The organism is Agrobacterium sp. RAC06 (genome assembly GCF_001713475.1).
Classification (GTDB): Bacteria; Pseudomonadota; Alphaproteobacteria; order Rhizobiales; family Rhizobiaceae; genus Allorhizobium.
In genome coordinates this window covers 219,982-236,231 of sequence record NZ_CP016500.1, presented here as the reverse complement: position 1 = coordinate 236,231, position 16,250 = coordinate 219,982, and the positions used below count along the sequence as shown (strand labels likewise).

Genomic DNA, 16,250 nt, shown 5'->3' with positions numbered 1-16,250 from the left:
TCGTTGACGCCTGAGATCAGGTCAGGTCAGGTCAGGTCAGGTGAAGGGCAATCGATCTCGCTGGGAAGCGCAACATGATGAAATCGCCCCACACCGATGGGGTCATGGACGCTGGAATCAATAATCGCTGTCTTTCGACGCTGGCACCAGCCTGAAAATCAACAGAATGAATGCGCCCATCAATAGGATAGCCCCATAAGCGACAAAGGAGCCAATCGAGGCGACGACGCCCAAAGGCTTTGCCCGAGCAGTCCAGGATGCGTTATCGTTTAGAGGCAATCTTTGCATATTCGCCTCAAGAAGGCTCAAAAGCGCTTCATCAGAAGGGCGGTCAGCCTCCGATTTGGATGTCTTGAAGTTGTAACGCTTGACCACGTTAGCCCCGCCGATTTTCCCGATACATTTGTCTGCAATCAGAACTGAGACTGATTAACAGACAGCGAGTATTGTAACATAATATTTAAATTGTTGTTAACCATGCCGCCCTTGCCGCGAGCTGACCTAGCCTTCGAACGCGCATCTGAATTGTCTTTTAATCAAATGTTGAACGACATGACAAGCGGCATGGAAAAGAGCCTCGCCCAAGCAGTCGCACTGGCTCTTTGAACCGCAACAATCTTAGCTCCTGCCGTCCACCACCCATTCCCGATGACAATGAGAAGATCGGGGTCGTAAGCCATCGAATGCAGGACGGGCCAGAGAAGCAGCTGCTCGTAGCAGATCAGTGGTGCGACCGTGATCCCATCAAACTCGACCACCGGGTTCTCGAAAAACCGTGCCGGCGTGCCGCCTGGTTGACCGGTCCATGCATGCCAGGGTCGCCACATGGAAATCGGGACCGGCATGCGTTGGCGATAGATAACCCGGCTGCCGTTCTCATTAAGCGCCAGAATCACATTGTCATAGCCATCGGCATTGATCACGGTTGCGCCCGCGATCACCGTCAAGGCCCGAGACTCAAGCGATTGCGTCCAAAAGCGTTCCCGCGCCGGGGTCCAGAGCCCAAGGGCACCCTCCGGCAGGAGAATGAAGTATTTATCCCGGCCAGCCGCCATTTCGACGATCGCTAAAAGCTCACTTTGGTGACGAAGTGACAGATCACGGCCAAGGCTCATGCCCATATGAAGCTCGACGCCTTTCCAAGCTTTGGGCCAAGCTTTGGGCAACGCCGTCTGCCCGGCTGCGGACCCGGCTGTTGGCAATGAGAGGGGCCTCGCTTCAGACGAAGCGGGGGACAAGATTTCGGGCGAGGCTTTGGTAGAGACCATGTGGATCTTGCTGGACAAGTTCGGGGCACTCGACCACAGCCAGAATGCACCCAGCACAAGTGCCGCCATCCAGCAGTGCCTAGTGACCAGACAACAGGCGAGGATCACAGTCGCAAAAAGCCCAAACCAGCCCCATCCGGGAAAGACAATCCCAGCCGCCGTCAAAGGATGGGCAAAGCCTGTGATCCCAAAGGGAGGAAAGCCCGTGAGAGCCATGATTAGGGCATAGCATAGGGCGCGGCGCCAATCGGCTGCCTGCCTCCAAAGCAGGATATGCACAAGGACAAAGGAGAAGGCGGAGGCAATCCAGACGCCGAGACCCAAGAGGACATCAGCTTTAAAATATTCGGCCACGCTCAGCGGCAAAGCGCGGGACGCGACCAAAATGTAAGAGGCAGAGATGAGCGCTGCCGCCAACCGGGTTTTTGCCCGCGACCAGATGAGCGGAAAGATCAGGGCAAGCGGCAGTGAGATAGCATCACCATTCCAGGCGAAGACTGCAATTGCTCCCGAAAGGCTGCTGAGCCCGAGAGCATGGCTCGCGGAAATCCAGCTCTCACGGCGCATAGGTCCAGATCTCCTGCGCAAGCCCCAGGATGCCAGATGCCGGCACCGGCCCGAAGTAGCGCGAATCCCACGATCCTGGATAAGGTGAAAACAGGTAGACCATACCGGGGGGAACGATGCCGCCAGTGTCGTGGAGAAGCGGACGACCCTTGGCGTCATGCTTTAGGAGATGCGAGGCCTCGATCCTGACACCATCCACCAGGAGATGATCCGAAATCACCACGCGCTGCCCGGCAAGCGCCATAACCCTCTTGATGAGTGGTGCATTGCCCCCTGAACACAAGCCAGCCCGAAGGTAACCACGCTCGCGTGCCACTTGCATGGCAGGTCTATTGGGCAGGCAGACAAAGACGCTCTGGCCGATCGTGATGGGGAGTTCAAGCGGTGCGATCCTCCAGAGCCCAAGGGCGGCACTCGGGGTCAGATTGAGGCGGAACCCACCGACCAGACCCAAAAGCGCAATGACTGTAACGGCTACCATTGCAGCCGACAGAGCTTTCCCTGCAAAGCGTCGTTGTCGGACGATCCTGTCACGTTCCGCAATCGCGCTCATTTCAGGGAAAGCCCCTTGCTTTGTGTCTGGCGCAGCCCCTCCACCTGCCGCTGCCCCTTTGTCAGGCGCTCAGCGACTGAATGCTGCTGGCTCGTGCGCATGGCCATCCATGCAGCTTGCACTTCGCTTTTCTGCGCCTGGTTCATGCCGGCAGTCAGCTTGTGAAACACCTCCCCATCGGCGTTTTTGGCTGCCAGTGACAACAATGTCCGCTCGCCGAAGCGTGTGGCTACGGCCTCGGCAAAGCGTTCAAGCTCAGCGCGGACAATGCCGGCGATTTCGGGAGCGCCGAGGCCTCTGGGAGATTGTTGTCGATCCAGTCGAGCTTCTAGGCGTGACAGGATCTCCATGGCGGCCGTAGAAAGGCCGGGAATCTCGAGCGATGCACGCTGTCGTATCGCATGTTCATCCTGCTTGAAGCGCAATTCTGCCTCTGCGTGGGCTTGCAGATAGCGTTCGAGGTGTCTGGAAAGCGCCGGTGCATTGGCGAACGCCACGTCACGGGCCTGCTTTTGACGGGTGCTGGCAAAGAGCCCCGACATGCCATTGAGCTCTCCAAAACTCTCCGGCGCCTTGGCAACCCTATCAAGCTTCAAGCGCGCGGCCTCCGGATCTTTCATCATGGCGTCGATTTGCAGCGCCCTGAATGCAGTCTCAGGATCTCGGTAGACTTTGGCAAACCGCGCCAGAACCTCCTGCCATTGCTGCTTCAGGCCGGGATCGACCGCGAGCTTTTCTTCGACAGCCTGGCTGATCGATTTTGCAAATGCCGTAATGCCTGACACCATAGGTTTGACTGGACCAGACGGTGTCTGGACTGCTGCCATGACCGATTGCTTTTGGCGAAGCCTGCCCGCAATCGCGATGAGGCGTGAGCCAAGCTCCGTCAGCCTCTCTTTTTGCCTGCAGGTCCATTCCAGGCGATCGCGAACCAGCATGCGAGCAACGTCAAGCAAATGCAGGCCACGCGCTTCAGCAAAACGAAGCGCTGCGCGGTAGAAACTGTTTTCCTCGTAGTCGAGTGTCGTTTCCTTGGCGTTCTTGCGCGACAACACTCGCCCAAGCCCACCTGCCTTTTTGAAGGATCGTCTCCCGTAGTAGACACTGAGTTCTTGTCTGTGGCGGGTCATCGCCACATAGGTCAGATGGCGATCAAGCGAGAGTGAGGCGAGCACCTTGACCTGCTCAACCGTTGCCCCCTGGCTCTTGTGGATCGTGGTCGCATAGCCATGATCGAGATTGCCGTAGAGACGTTCATCAATCCTGACGAGCCGACGATCAGCACCAGCGCCAATTTCTGCCGTGATCAAACCCGGTCCGGCTGCAATGACCTTGGCCAGCAGGCCATTCTTGACGCCGAGCACAGCGTCATTTTTCAAAAAGACGATCTGATCGCCAGCGGCAAAAAGACGAATCCCCTCTTCTGTTTTGAAACGATAACCCGGCTCAACAATCCCGCGTTCGACCAGCCGTTCCCGGGCAAGCTGGTTGAGAAGTCTGACGTCACGACGAAGATGGGCAAGGATCAGAGACGAACAGCCCGGATCATAGTCCCGATCCCAATCGGCAATCAGGCGTCTGACGGCCTCTGCCTTGGTCTCAGATCCCAAGACGCGGCCCTGTTTTGCGTAAGAAGCTACCGCTTGTTCAACATGGCCATGGGCAAGATCGAGTGACGCCTCTCGCATCCAGGGTTGATACTGGCGGTAGATGGTTTCAAGTTCAGCATAACCGATCCGGTCAGCGATTGCGCGAAACGCGGCGCCCGCCTCAATCGGCTGCAGTTGCTCAGGGTCGCCGATCAGGACGAGCTTTGCCCCGCGCAGTGTCGCTTCCTGCACCAGCAGAGCCATCTGCCTGGAAGACACCATCCCGGCTTCATCCAGGACCATGATCGTCTTTTGATCGAGATGGTTTTTGCCCCCATCCCAGCGCAATTCCCACGACGACAAGGTCCGCGAGACGATACCCGCCTCCTTTTCAAGACCTTCGGCCGCCTTGCCCGCCAGTGCCGCTCCCACGACCTGATAGCCAGCTGCTTCCCAGACCTCACGGGCTGCCTTCATCATCGTTGTCTTGCCAGCCCCTGCACGCCCGATAACAAGGGCAATGCGTGACGCTGCCGTGACATGGCTGATCGCGGCCTTCTGCTCATCTGACAATCTGGGGAAATTTGAGAGGGCTTTCTCACGACGTGTCCGGCCGACATCAAACGCGGACTTCTCTGACAACCAGATCGCCTGGTTGGCCATCCGGGCTTCGAGCCGGATCATCTGGCGTGTGGTCAAGCGCGCCGGCCGTCTCATGCCGGAGGAAAAATCGATCCGCTCCTGGTCGAGCCGCAGAATGTCGGGATGCTGCATGATCCGAGTCATCAGCCCCTGAAATTGTGCGGCGTCATCGAGATAGCGATGAAGGACCTTGGCGACGTCACGCTCGTCAAAGACGCTCTTTTCACGGGTGACGCGGTCAAGAACTAAACGAGGATTCTCCTCGATCCTACGCAGATTGTGTGCTCGGACCTCCTCTTGTAAGGCGATGCGCTCAAGCTCCCGTCGATGCGCTGCAGAGCCTGCGACTTTAATTGGAGCACTGAGCGGCGCAGGCGCTGCCTCAGGCACGGGCAAACCAGCGGGTAGAGCGACCGTTTCTCGCGCGTGAACTGCTTGCGACTTCCGGTCGACGGCCGTTGCGCCAACCCCGATGTGAAGTGTCGGCTGAAGCTCGATGCCTTGCTTCTTGAAGGAGCGACCATCGACATGCAGGTCGAGCCCGGCCAGCATCAAATGCCGGTTCAAACAGGAGAACCAACCATCGCGCAGGGCATTGAAGTCCTCAGTGCCTCCAGCCCATACCTCATAGACAATTTTGCCGGCATCGTTCCGGAGCGGCCGTCCATCCGGCAGCAAAACAGTCCGTTTCTTCGCACCGAAGCCATCCTCGGTCAAAGGACGCAAGGTGGTCATCAGATGCACATGCGGATTGCCCGGCACATCGTGATAGACCCAATCGGCGACCATGCCCTTCGAGGTGATAAACGCTTCGACGAATTCCCGCATCAGCTGGATGTTCTGAGTAGTTGATAGCTCGACCGGGAGCGCAATTGTCACATCCTTGGCAAGCTGTGCATCGACGCGTTTTTCAAAGGTCTCGACATGGTTCCAAAAGGCTTCCGATGCCCCGGCAACGGAGCGATCGCCGATCATTTTGCAGAGCCAGTCCGGTGCATCGGCAGGGATTACGAATTCCTCGTGCCTGAGGCCCTGCTTTCGGGTGTAGTCAATCCGTCGGGCTTCCCGCTCGAAGTTCATCCGGGCGCAATGCCGATAGGCTGCCGACATCACAGCACTGCGGCCAGAACCGCGCGCGACAATGCTGACGGAAAAATGTGGAACGGCCATCGGAGACCCCTTCTTCCTCCATAAAAATCAATAGCTTCGCCGAAACGAAAGCAGAGGCTTTGGGTTTCGAGGATCAACGTCGCGTCAGCGACGTATAATTGCGCCCTTCGGAACCGCTCTCGTCGAGCGGTGGGATCATTGGCCAGATATCGGTCTTGGGCGAGGTACAAATTTGTACCTCGCCCCATGCGAGAAAATCCGTGAACCTGTCTTTGCGTGATCATCGATATCCCGAGGAGATGACATCCGATGAAGAAGACCAGCGCTAGAATCAGAGAAGACCTGGCACGTTTGCAGGAGCAGTTGAGACAGGCAGAAACGCGAGACGCCGAGCGGATCGGACGCATCGCCCTGAAGGCAGGGCTCGGTGAGGTCGTCGTCGACGAACGCGAATTGCAGGCCGCCTTCGAAGAATTGGCAGACCGTTTTCGCAGCGCATGCCAGGAGCCCGAGCAAATGGGATGGCCCCAGCAAAGGGCAGGGGCCCAGAACAAAGCAAGAGGAGCAGACCCCGAAGCCAAAGCGCCCGAGCTACACAGTGCTTTCCCGGCTCAAAGCCCAGATATCGAGGACTGAGCGGATGCAAAGGCTAAAGACAGTTGAAGCGAGAAAGCGCGATACCCGCGACAAGATCGAACTCGGCGGCCTGATCGTCAAAGCCGGGCTACGCTATGAAAAACGGGCATTGCTGCTTGGCCTATTGATCGACGGGGCGAGCAGGATCGAGGCCAGTGTCGACGAGAAGGCCCGGCTGCTGGCGATCGGGGTCAAGGCCTTTGGTCATGACGCCAATTAGGATTTTCATCGCAACAGCTGCTGCGGCAATGATGGGTCTTTGCGCGCTTGTCCTGCCTTTGGTCATCTCCCCATGGCATCTATCCTTCGGCGGAAGCGACAGAACACGCATCATCCTGGATCACGTAAGCGCAATCCTGCCCTATGCGGCAGCGGCTGTGTCCGGCCTTGTCATGCTTTTTGCAGCAAGAGGAGCACTCAGCATCAAGGCGGCAGGCTGGGGTGTCGCTGCAGGTGCGATCCTGGTGCTGCTCTTTGACGTGGCGGCGAAAAGCTCTCGTCATTTCTCCTCGAGTGGGGCCAATGCATTCGACGCCTCGGGCTTCTTCCGGCTTGATGTGGCAACGGCGATCGGTCCCGTTCTCCTGGCTTTATGTGGAGGCTTTGCGATGCGTGTGGCAGTCCGGGGCAATGCAGCATTTCAGCGCCGTGAGCCCAAACGTATCCGCGGCAGACGGGCCCTTCATGGTGATGCCGACTGGATGAGCTTGACCAAAGCTGCCAAGCTCTTTGGTGAGGGCGGTGGCATCGTTATCGGTGAGTGCTACCGGGTCGACCACGACAGCGCAGCAAGCATTGCGTTCCGCACCGACAATGAGGCGACCTGGGGGGCAGGGGGCAGGTCAAAGCTCTTGTGTTTCGATGCCTCCTTTGGATCAACGCATGGGATCGCCTTTGCCGGATCTGGCGGTTTCAAGACGACGTCGGTGACGATACCGACGGCGCTGAAATGGGACGGCACGCTCATCGTCCTCGACCCATCCAACGAGGTGGCCCCTGTGGTCGAAGAGCATCGCAAGACATACGGTCGTGATGTCTTTGTTCTCAATCCCAAGGATCCGACTGTCGGCTTCAATGCACTCGACTGGATCGGTCGTCACAGCACCAGCAAGGAGGAAGATATTGCAGCCGTTGCCTCCTGGATCATGAGTGAAAGCGGTCGTGCAAGCAGCCACCGCGACGACTTCTTCCGTGCCTCGGCCTTACAATTGCTGACGGCCGTAATTGCAGATGTCTGCCTGTCTGGTCATACGGACAAAAGAAACCAGAACTTACGCACTGTCAGGGCAAACCTGTCCGAGCCCGAGCCGAAACTGAGAGCGAGGCTCGAGCGTATTCACGCGACCTCGCAGTCTGAATTCGTCAAGGAGAATGTCGCCACATTCGTCAATATGACGCCTGAGACCTTTTCCGGCGTCTATGCCAATGCGATCAAGGAAACCCACTGGCTGAGCTATCCCAATTACGCTGCACTCGTTTCTGGATCGACCTTTGCCACCGACGACCTGGCAAATGGAAAGACTGACATCTTCATCGCCCTTGATCTCAAGAGCCTGGAAATGCATGCGGGGCTGGCCAGGGTCATGATCGGTACCTTCTTGAATGCGATCTATGGTCGGGACGGGGCAATGCCGGGACGCGCTCTGTTTCTCCTCGATGAGGTCGCGCGCCTGGGCTTCATGCGTATCCTTGAAACCGCGCGTGATGCTGGCCGCAAATACGGCATCAGCCTCATCCTGCTATATCAATCCATCGGGCAGATGCGCGAGAGCTTCGGTGGCCGCGATGCTGCCAGCAAGTGGTTTGAAAGCGCTAGCTGGATCAGTTTTTCAGCCATCAACGACCCGGAAACGGCCGACTATATCTCCAGGCGTTGCGGCATGACGACCGTCGAGATCGACAAGATCAGCCGCAGTTTTCAGGCGAAAGGCACCTCGAGAACCCGATCGACGCAGCTGGCAAGCCGGCCGTTGATCCTGCCGCATGAAGTCCTTCAAATGCGCGCTGACGAGCAGATCATCTTTACCAGCGGCAATCCGCCTTTGCGCTGCGGTCGGGCTTTGTGGTTTCGCCGCTCGGAAATGCGTACTTGTCTCGATCAGAGCCGCTTTGGCAAGGCACGCGAACACCAGAATATCCGGTGAAAGCCAGAGCACCGTGCATGCTCTATATTCTTGTCTTGACGCAGTCCGGACCCAAACCCGCTGCGCCCGTCTGCCAAAGCTGCTCTGGACGGCGGAAGGGCCGCGTGTCTGGCCTGAATATTCATAGTTCCAAGGTGTCGGCCCGTCCTCTTTCATTTCATCCGGCAGCCTGACATTCTGCCTCCTGCCTCCTGCAATGTCCATTACCCGAGGAGGCGATAGATCAAGAACATGAATCGATCCCCTCGAACCGATTCATAACTCTCGTTGGACGCATCTTGCAAAACTCTCGATGCTGCCACCATGATCACACAGCCCTATCAGTTATATGTTGAACGGACCGACGCCTCGAGGAAGATGGCGCGCTATTATGCTATGGAAATTTCGACAAGCCTGTTTGGCGAAATCTGCCTGACCAGGGCTTGGGGCAGGATTGGCAAGGGCGGACAAAGGAGGATCCAATCCTTTGAACGGGAGGAAGAGGCCGTCAGCCTGTTTCTGGAGCTTCTGAGACAAAAGAAGGCGAGGGGGTATCGACCGTGCCCGCGACACAGGCCAGGGTCGAGACCGGCATCGAGGCCAGACGCGATTGACGTATAAACCCCATAGCGGGACAGAACACCCGCTTTTGCGCAAGCGTCCACCCTACGGTCCAAGTAGGCGGTGGTTTAAGGCCTCTTGTGAGCCGCGGCTTGCAACCAGGGATCCACACCATGCCGCGAGCCGGGACAGATGCAGGGTCTGCAAGGTCAGGAGCCGGCCTTCCAGATTGTATCGTCATGGATTTCTGCCGGGCACGCGGCGGCGTGAGTTCCCAGGTGTGGCGATGAGCATAGATCCCGGCGTCCGACAGAACTTCTATGGCGCCTATGGCACGGCAACTGGTAAGCTTGGCGCGAACGGCGGCTGTGTTTACCCTTGGCAGAGCATTAGCTGCGATATTGAACTTGGCCGCGATAAGGCGGTGGAGGTTCACCTCCGCGACTGCCATGCCGCGACCGGTCCAGATAGGCTTGCAGATCTGTTGAGCGGACTGTCAATGAACAAGGCCCGGTGCATCACGTCGCAAAGCCAATCAGCTTAGCATCGCTCCTCAAGCAAGCGCAGGTTCATCCTGTCTTCCTTCATCGGCGGTCTTTCCATCAAACTGTTTGCGGATATCACGCCCTGTCAAAAGCACCGATACCCCCAGGTTAGCCAGATCCAGAGCGGCCATGTCTGCTGAGCCTGTTGAGAAGGCGGCGTCCGTGCGCACGGTGAGCATTCTCAGGATATGAACAAAGAACATTCACAGAGTTCAAAAGACTATCGCTTTTTCCGCGTTAATGCCCTTAAACTATACATTGGGCGCGGTTCCCCATGACCGAGCGCACCCCAAGGCGCTACCGTATCCTGAGGATGCGGTCGCCCGCCCCATGCCTTAAGCCGAGTTTAATCGATAGGCAGAGCAACTTACTTCCGGCCATTATGCTATCAGATCCCGGAGTCCAATCGCGGGATTAGGGCCTGCATGGAAGTGCGCGGGGTAAGCCTGGCCTTCAGCCGCCGAAATACCAGATAAGGCTGGCGCAAACCGTCTTCGACCAAAGGGCCCAGCCCCTATCTTTGCTTTACATCATATGCAAATATTCAAGCGCGGCGCTGGCGATGGCCAGGGGAAGGTAAGGGAGGCAAGTGGGCGGGTACGATGGTGGGGCTCGAGATCTTAAACCTTGTCGAAATTCTTAGCAAAGACAAACGCCGGTTATCCTTCGACGTCATAATTTATGGCCATCTGATCGCTACGATCAGTGCAAAGTGCGAAGGCCACCGGATTCTATGGCATGAAGCGACAATTGAAGGCTTTGACGACTTCACGCCGAAAGATCGACACCTGATCGAAGATAAAGTCCATGGACATGCATCGCCCAAAGCCCGCAAATACTCTCTGCACTAACTGTAGAGGCGACGCCTTATGCCAGACAAATGCTCATGAACTCGTTTGTTGCAATTAAGCGCTTGTTCAGACAGATGCTGCAAGGCAGATCGAAACGTTGAGGGGTTGCTTTTTCAGCAAGAGATCTTCTTGCTGTTCCAGTGTTTCATTTTGACAGAACGCGTCGGGAACAGGGCTTAAATGCTTCCAGAAATCAGGCTTGATGGTAACCTTGATGTGGCAGCACTCTCCCCAGTCTTCAGGGGAATGTTGCTCGCGTTATCCTATGCTGAGACCCATGACGGCATTGGCTTGACACCCGCGGGCGCCATGAACCGCAAATTCGTGCATTGGGCCGCAGTCAGTTTCCAGTGGCCAGGCTTTGCCGAAGCAGATCTCTACAGTGTAAACAAGGTTTTGGACCAAAGTGACATGCCGCCTCTGTGGCCAGTGCGCGACCTGTTGCAACGCCTGAAATTTCTTCGCCTGGACAAGAAATGTCTGGTTCCAAGCAAACGCGGCCTTGAGTTCCTGGCTAATCCTCGACCGCAGTTCAATTCTATCGCTGCGCAGTATCTCTATTCTCACGTAGGCGAGGGCGAAGAGGCGAGGGAGGTGCGAGAGCGCATGCCTTTTTGGAAGCCACTTCTGGAACGGCTCGAAGTCGAGGCAGATCACGGCTGTTCACCAAACGAACTCCTGCGAGCTCTCAATCCCGATCTGGCCTCCCTTTCAGATGTGGAGATCTTTCTGAAAGCCTGGCCTTTGAAAATGGACCTGAAATACGGCTATCTGCGACGCCTTTGCTGGCTCGGGCTGCTATATGAGCAGCGTGAAGACCGCAATTCCATCCAGGACGGCGTCTACCACAAAACGCCACTGTGGTCGGCCTGTCTGACTTCGCAGCAAGGAAGCAATGCAGGTGTTGTGCTGCACTGACTTTACAATCGTATTGACTGGAAAGAGGCTCCGCAAATTGCGGAGCCTCAAGATCCCCGTCAGTCCCTGGTCGCCCGCGACCAGATGAGCTGGTAGCCGTCCTCGCCCTCGACCTCAGTCAGCGTGGCATAGATCGGAGCAGGGAAGCTTGGATCGTCCAGCTTGACCGAGAGATAGTCGCGGTCAGTCTCGGTGGAGCGCTTCTGCCAGGCCGCGCCGAGCTCAACGCTTCCAGCATAGACGCGGAACTGCGGGCCCTTATCGGAGGGGTTCTCGACCCGGGCGAAGCGCGCCTTTACGTTAAGGGCAAGTGTGCGGATGGAGCCAGTAAAGCCGTTCTCGTTTGCAGTGAAGGTGCCGATGGTTGCCATTGTACTCATTCCTTCTTTTCGTATTCGGGCCACGCCCATCGCGGCCTCGATGGCTGTCACAATGACCGGTGACGATCGGACCGCACCTGATTAAGGCCGCAATGCAATGGAGGGCGGCAAGGTGCAGATTTGTTGGAGGACGAGGAGGGCCTTGAAGCCTGCCCCGCTCGTTCCAGCGAGTGGGCAAGCTTTCGCTCCGGGGCAAGAAATCTGCGACTGCCGTTGCGGCCAGACGATCGAGGCGCAGCCGGTCTGCGGTCAGACATGCCTCATCGAGCCCGCAAAGGGCGGCCAGAGACCATCAAAGGGAAGTGATGAGGGAAGGGCCATTTCGTCGCATTCTCGCAGACAAGGTGCAGACACGATGGCCATGGGCTACTTGCACCACCGCTCCCGCTTGTGCCGACTGGGGAAACAATCCTGAAGCAGCGCATTGTCCGCTTGCCCCCGACACGCCTTGCGATAACGATGCTACGGCGAATCGCAGCCTGGAGGATCAATGCGTCAGCAGACAAAATCGTTCATCATTGAGCGCAAACCATCCCGCAAACCCAAACCCGATGGACAGAAACCTTCAATCTGGGGACAGCTGGACGCCGACATAGCAAAAGGTCTCAAAGACGAGCGGGAAGGAAATCACACGGCGGTGAACGTCGGTGACGACAAGTCCTAACCATCAGCTGACGTTTCTTCGTCCAACTGCAACTCAGTGAAGCGCAAGGACCCAATGGCCCGCTGCGCATGAGACGGCTGGACTAATTTCGCCCGCTTGCATTTACCCTCCGCTCATTTTCGGCCGGAGGGTATTCGTGTTGATGAGTGCAGCTGAATGATCGGATCCTTCGGCCAGGCGCAGCGCCCTTGACGAGGTGCGCACAAATCAGGGTCGTGTCAGGCGCGACAAGCACGCCTGGACCGATAAGCGGGAAGGGCATAGTTCGACTATTTCCGCTATGTGTAGGATTGGCATGACGAAAGTGCTATCCTCAAGAACTGAAGGACGTGCGAGATACGGATGACAGCGGATCAGATCCCCGAATTTGTAGCCGAAATCTTGGCAACCGGTTGTCCGATCTATGCACTTGGTCGATCAACCTACGTGATCGCCGAATTTGTCTTGCCTGAAGAGTTGAGCGAAAGCGTCAGTGACGAAGTTAACGCGATCTGCGAGCGATACGGTGATCGAAGCCACCTCCAGCTCGAGATCGCCGCTTATCTCCGCAGCATCGACCACTGGATTGAAGACCCTTCCGAGATCCTTCACTAGACATAAATCGGCGGACAGCGGGCGCCGGGTATTTGTCCAGTGACCAGTGCATCAAGAGGCAAGACTGTCGCATCTCTAGCTGACCCAACTGTCGCACTTGGAAATAGAATGTACCCGGCTACAAACAATGTGGCGGAGGAGTTGGAATGTCCGCTGTGCTGCAAAGTTAAAATGTCCGCAGCAGTCGCCACACAGCACCACGATCAGCCCCGATCTGAGCGGCAGACCCGCTTGCAAGATCAGATCGGGGCGGGTGGGGGCACACCGCTTCGGCTTTAGCTTTGAGACCATTGTACGGCACTTCATTCCGCAGCCTCCTGCCGCGACAATGCCTTCGTCCGCTTGGCAATCACCACCGGATCACTCATGAAGTCCGTCCGCCGGCCAGGCTTCCCAACGCGCTTGACGTAACCATTCTTGCCGCTGTTGCTCTTTACTTTCGGCTTGTCCTGCTGTTCCTGGCGCTCCCTGATATAGGCCAATACGTCACCCAGCCGCTTGTTCTCGGTGATCGCCGCATGCGTTACCCGCTGCTCCTTGTCGAACACCGTGTAGGGCAGGGAATGGCCTTTCCAACGAATGTCCAGGTGGCCGTCTGCATAGGCGTAGGTCTCGACATATTTGCCAACTAGACCACGCGTGACTTCGCTCTCCTCCAGCATGATCCGCTTGCCCTCGAACGAGAACGTCAGTTGCGATCCGACATAGCGCTGCTCGCGCTTGCACAGGATCTCCGTCAACCGATCCGGCGCCAGATTCAGCGGCCGGTGCAGGTCGTCCGAACGGGCAGGGGTAACCGCAAAACGCGCATTGTAGTCCTCCATGAAAACAGGCAGAAACGCATTGCCCGCCTCCATGGTCGCGATCCCTGCGAGCCGCAGCTCCTTGACCAACCGATCCTGCAGCGTCCGGTTCATCCGCTCAACACGGCCTTTGGCCTGGCTCGAGTTTGCACAAAGAATCTCGATATTTAACTCGCAAAGCGCACGTCCGAACTGCGTCATGCCCTGGCCACCTTTGGCATCCTTCTTCGCCACCCGAAACACCGAATGCTTGTCCGAATAAAAGGCAATCGGTGCGCCGTGACGCTTGAGATAGAGCTCCAGCGCATCGAAGTAGGTGAAGGCACTTTCGGAACGCACAAAGCGCAACTGCATCAACTTGCCGGTCGCATCGTCGACAAACACCAGCAGCGAACACGATGGTCCACGATCCTCGAACCAGCGGTGCTCTGACCCGTCGATCTGCACCAGCTCGCCATAGGCTTCGCGCCGCAGTCGCGGTTGATGAAACGTCCGGCGCTGCTTGCGCGACAACCACAGCCCAGCATCGGACATCCAACCGCGCACCGTCTCGCGCGACACACGCAAGCCATCGCGCTCAGTCAGCTTCTCGGCTGCCAACGTCGGACCGAAATCTGCATAACGTTCGCGGACCAGCGTTATCGCATAATCGCGAACCCCGTCACTGATCCGATTGTTTGAGGGCCGGCCGATCGCCTTGTGACGGATCGACGCCGCGCCGCCGGTCCGGATACGCTCCAGCAGCCGGCGTACCTGACGCTCGCTCAGGTCAAGCACATGCGCCGCTGAAACCGTGGTCATCCGCCCGGCAACTACCCTCGACAGAATCTCGATCCGCTGCAGATCACGCTCGCTCATCGCTATCAATCCCATCTGCAATCTCCCACGCATCGTTCAGGACCGGGGAGTGTGACATTCCAACTTTGCAGAAACAGGACATTCTAACTTTGCGGCTACAAACAAAGATCGCATAATGTATGTTATGGAACTTCGTCGAACCGAATTTGGATGGGATAGAAAACTCTGCCTTCTGAACCCCGCCGCACGTCAAGTGCTAACACGGTGACGCGACCGATTGCGCCGCACTGGTCGCCAATTCGACCCTGTTGCGCCCCGCGCCCTTGGCCCGATAAAGCGCAACATCAGCTTCACGATAGGCCTCGTCAAGATCAGCGACAGACGAGACAACTGCTATCCCGAAACTGGCAGTTACACGCAACGAGGGCGGCAGTCCTTCCAGTGACATCGTCGCATGACGTAACTTCAGAGCCAATCGACCTGCCTCATGCTCAGAAGTCTGGGGAAGGAAGATGGCGAACTCCTCCCCGCCTAGCCGACCGAGCGCAGAGCCTTGCGGCGCCTGAGAGCGCAAGGCTTCGCTAAAGGCCCGGATCACGGTATCACCCACATGGTGTCCGTAGGTATCGTTTATGCGCTTGAAGTGATCGAGATCGGTGATGATGATGGCATGCCGCCCTCGCCCATGCCGCTGAAGCGCTTCATTGACCTGCCTGTCAAAACCGCGTCTGTTGGCGAGCCCTGACAGGCTGTCAACTTCCGATTCCGTCCTGTGAACAGCCAGTATTTCAAGGACAAGCTTTGCCAGAAGCGTCAAGCCGACGGTGACGATCAAGACAGCCGTGAGGCTTTGCGAAATCAGAGCATAGTTGGTGTGGACATAATCTTTGGCCGTCGCTCCGGAGCCAACCCAGACCGCCAACCCGGCTTTGCCGAAGAAATGTGCGCTTGTGATGGTCAGGAGAATGCCCAGGAAAAGGTCGAGGGTGGTCCGTTGCCGCGCAAGGATCACCGTGATCGCGCCCACAAGAACAACCAGCGCGAACGGACTTTGATAGAGCAAGGCTTGCAAAGGCGTACCGCGCGGCAGTTCATAGATCATGTGCGCCAGCATGACACTCGCCAGAACATAAACTGAGGCGATCGGCAATGAAATGCGACGCCCGTACATCTGACCGATACCGATCGTCAGCATGACCATACCGCATAGTACCGTGGCAAAAGCGCAGAGTGCCCAAAAGCGGGTCGGACCGGCATAGGCGACCAGTAGCTCGCAAATTGCTGAAAGCGATGCGACACCAAATCCTGCGCCCAGCCAGATGACGGCCGTGCGCGAGTGACTGCGCCTTGCCACGACGACAAAAACCACACTGAATGACAGTGCGACGACAAAGTTGACGACCAAAAAAAATGCTGCGCCGTTCATCTCATTCCGCTCGAGCTTGTTAGGTTCGGTGTCCTCCTCGCCCCCCAGTTTTACAAGCCATGTGTAAAGGAAATGGCCAATTGGCGACGTTTATAGAACAGGAAATGGCGGTTCCAAAGGCATTCGATGGATCGCTCTAGAGTGAGATCTCCAGCAGATGCCTAATAGGTCTCTCGTTTTTTTATCTTGTAAGACTGGCTACTGATCGCGTGCCACGCATGA

Annotated in this window: 16 protein-coding genes; 8 read left to right on the top strand and 8 right to left on the bottom strand. The window is 57.1% G+C overall.

Annotated elements, in window-relative coordinates; translation table 11 throughout:
- Positions 1 to 117: 117 nt before the first annotated feature.
- The 4 genes from BSY240_RS23100 to traA form a co-directional block, all read right to left on the bottom strand.
- On the bottom strand, positions 118 to 375 hold the full coding sequence (locus BSY240_RS23100; protein ID WP_069044276.1) for a hypothetical protein: 258 nt from the start codon (positions 373 to 375) through the stop codon (positions 118 to 120).
- A gap of 161 nt (positions 376 to 536) precedes the next feature.
- Positions 537 to 1,835 (bottom strand): conjugal transfer protein TraB, encoded by a 1,299-nt coding sequence (locus tag BSY240_RS23095; protein WP_069044275.1) that lies wholly within the window; start codon positions 1,833 to 1,835, stop codon positions 537 to 539.
- Positions 1,825 to 2,316, bottom strand: a complete 492-nt coding sequence (gene traF / locus BSY240_RS23090; RefSeq protein WP_236759402.1) for a conjugative transfer signal peptidase TraF — start codon at positions 2,314 to 2,316, stop codon at positions 1,825 to 1,827. The genes BSY240_RS23095 and traF overlap by 11 nt, the downstream gene beginning before the upstream one ends.
- Before the next feature lie 68 nt (positions 2,317 to 2,384).
- Positions 2,385 to 5,789, bottom strand: coding sequence for a Ti-type conjugative transfer relaxase TraA (gene traA / locus BSY240_RS23085; protein WP_069044273.1), 3,405 nt, complete (start codon positions 5,787 to 5,789; stop codon positions 2,385 to 2,387).
- Positions 5,790 to 6,038: 249 nt separating this feature from the next.
- Here traA and BSY240_RS23840 point away from each other — a divergent pair, with 249 nt between their 5' ends.
- From BSY240_RS23840 to bcsN, 5 genes are all read left to right on the top strand, one after another.
- The gene (locus BSY240_RS23840; RefSeq protein WP_083229787.1) at positions 6,039 to 6,365 is read left to right on the top strand and encodes a TraC family protein; all 327 of its coding nucleotides are present in this window, start codon (positions 6,039 to 6,041) and stop codon (positions 6,363 to 6,365) included.
- A 4-nt stretch (positions 6,366 to 6,369) separates the two neighbouring features.
- Complete coding sequence (gene traD / locus BSY240_RS23075; RefSeq protein ID WP_069044272.1) at positions 6,370 to 6,585, top strand: type IV conjugative transfer system coupling protein TraD; 216 nt, start codon at positions 6,370 to 6,372, stop codon at positions 6,583 to 6,585.
- Positions 6,572 to 8,509: a Ti-type conjugative transfer system protein TraG gene (traG, locus tag BSY240_RS23070; RefSeq protein WP_069044271.1), complete on the top strand. Its 1,938-nt coding sequence runs from the start codon at positions 6,572 to 6,574 to the stop codon at positions 8,507 to 8,509. Before traD ends, traG begins: the two co-directional genes overlap by 14 nt.
- 303 nt (positions 8,510 to 8,812) lie before the next feature.
- A complete protein-coding gene (locus BSY240_RS23065) occupies positions 8,813 to 9,109 on the top strand; it encodes a WGR domain-containing protein (RefSeq protein WP_069044270.1) in 297 nt (98 codons plus the stop codon).
- 226 nt (positions 9,110 to 9,335) lie between these two features.
- Positions 9,336 to 9,593 (top strand): cellulose biosynthesis protein BcsN, encoded by a 258-nt coding sequence (gene bcsN / locus BSY240_RS24640; protein ID WP_150127581.1) that lies wholly within the window; start codon positions 9,336 to 9,338, stop codon positions 9,591 to 9,593.
- A gap of 9 nt (positions 9,594 to 9,602) precedes the next feature.
- Here the strand turns inward: bcsN and BSY240_RS23060 are convergent, their stop codons facing one another.
- Entirely contained in the window at positions 9,603 to 9,797 is a 195-nt protein-coding gene (locus BSY240_RS23060; protein WP_069044269.1) for a hypothetical protein, read from the bottom strand.
- Positions 9,798 to 10,625: 828 nt separating this feature from the next.
- Here BSY240_RS23060 and BSY240_RS23050 point away from each other — a divergent pair.
- Entirely contained in the window at positions 10,626 to 11,363 is a 738-nt protein-coding gene (locus tag BSY240_RS23050; protein WP_069044267.1) for a hypothetical protein, read from the top strand.
- 59 nt (positions 11,364 to 11,422) lie between these two features.
- On the opposite strand, the gene BSY240_RS23045 is transcribed toward BSY240_RS23050, so the two are convergent.
- Positions 11,423 to 11,734, bottom strand: a complete 312-nt coding sequence (locus BSY240_RS23045) for a DUF736 domain-containing protein (RefSeq protein WP_069044266.1) — start codon at positions 11,732 to 11,734, stop codon at positions 11,423 to 11,425.
- Positions 11,735 to 12,233: 499 nt separating this feature from the next.
- Here BSY240_RS23045 and BSY240_RS24250 point away from each other — a divergent pair, with 499 nt between their 5' ends.
- Entirely contained in the window at positions 12,234 to 12,407 is a 174-nt protein-coding gene (locus BSY240_RS24250) for a hypothetical protein (protein WP_171901633.1), read from the top strand.
- 342 nt (positions 12,408 to 12,749) lie between these two features.
- Positions 12,750 to 13,001 carry a hypothetical protein gene (locus BSY240_RS23040; protein WP_069044265.1) on the top strand — a complete coding sequence of 84 codons (252 nt, stop codon included), beginning with the start codon at positions 12,750 to 12,752 and terminating at the stop codon, positions 12,999 to 13,001.
- 302 nt (positions 13,002 to 13,303) lie between these two features.
- On the opposite strand, the gene BSY240_RS23035 is transcribed toward BSY240_RS23040, so the two are convergent.
- Together BSY240_RS23035 and BSY240_RS23030 are read right to left on the bottom strand one after the other, a co-directional pair.
- Positions 13,304 to 14,677, bottom strand: a complete 1,374-nt coding sequence (locus BSY240_RS23035; RefSeq protein WP_069041386.1) for an ISNCY family transposase — start codon at positions 14,675 to 14,677, stop codon at positions 13,304 to 13,306.
- 181 nt (positions 14,678 to 14,858) lie between these two features.
- A complete protein-coding gene (locus BSY240_RS23030) occupies positions 14,859 to 16,028 on the bottom strand; it encodes a GGDEF domain-containing protein (RefSeq protein WP_069044264.1) in 1,170 nt (389 codons plus the stop codon).
- Between the last annotated feature and the right edge of the window lie 222 nt (positions 16,029 to 16,250).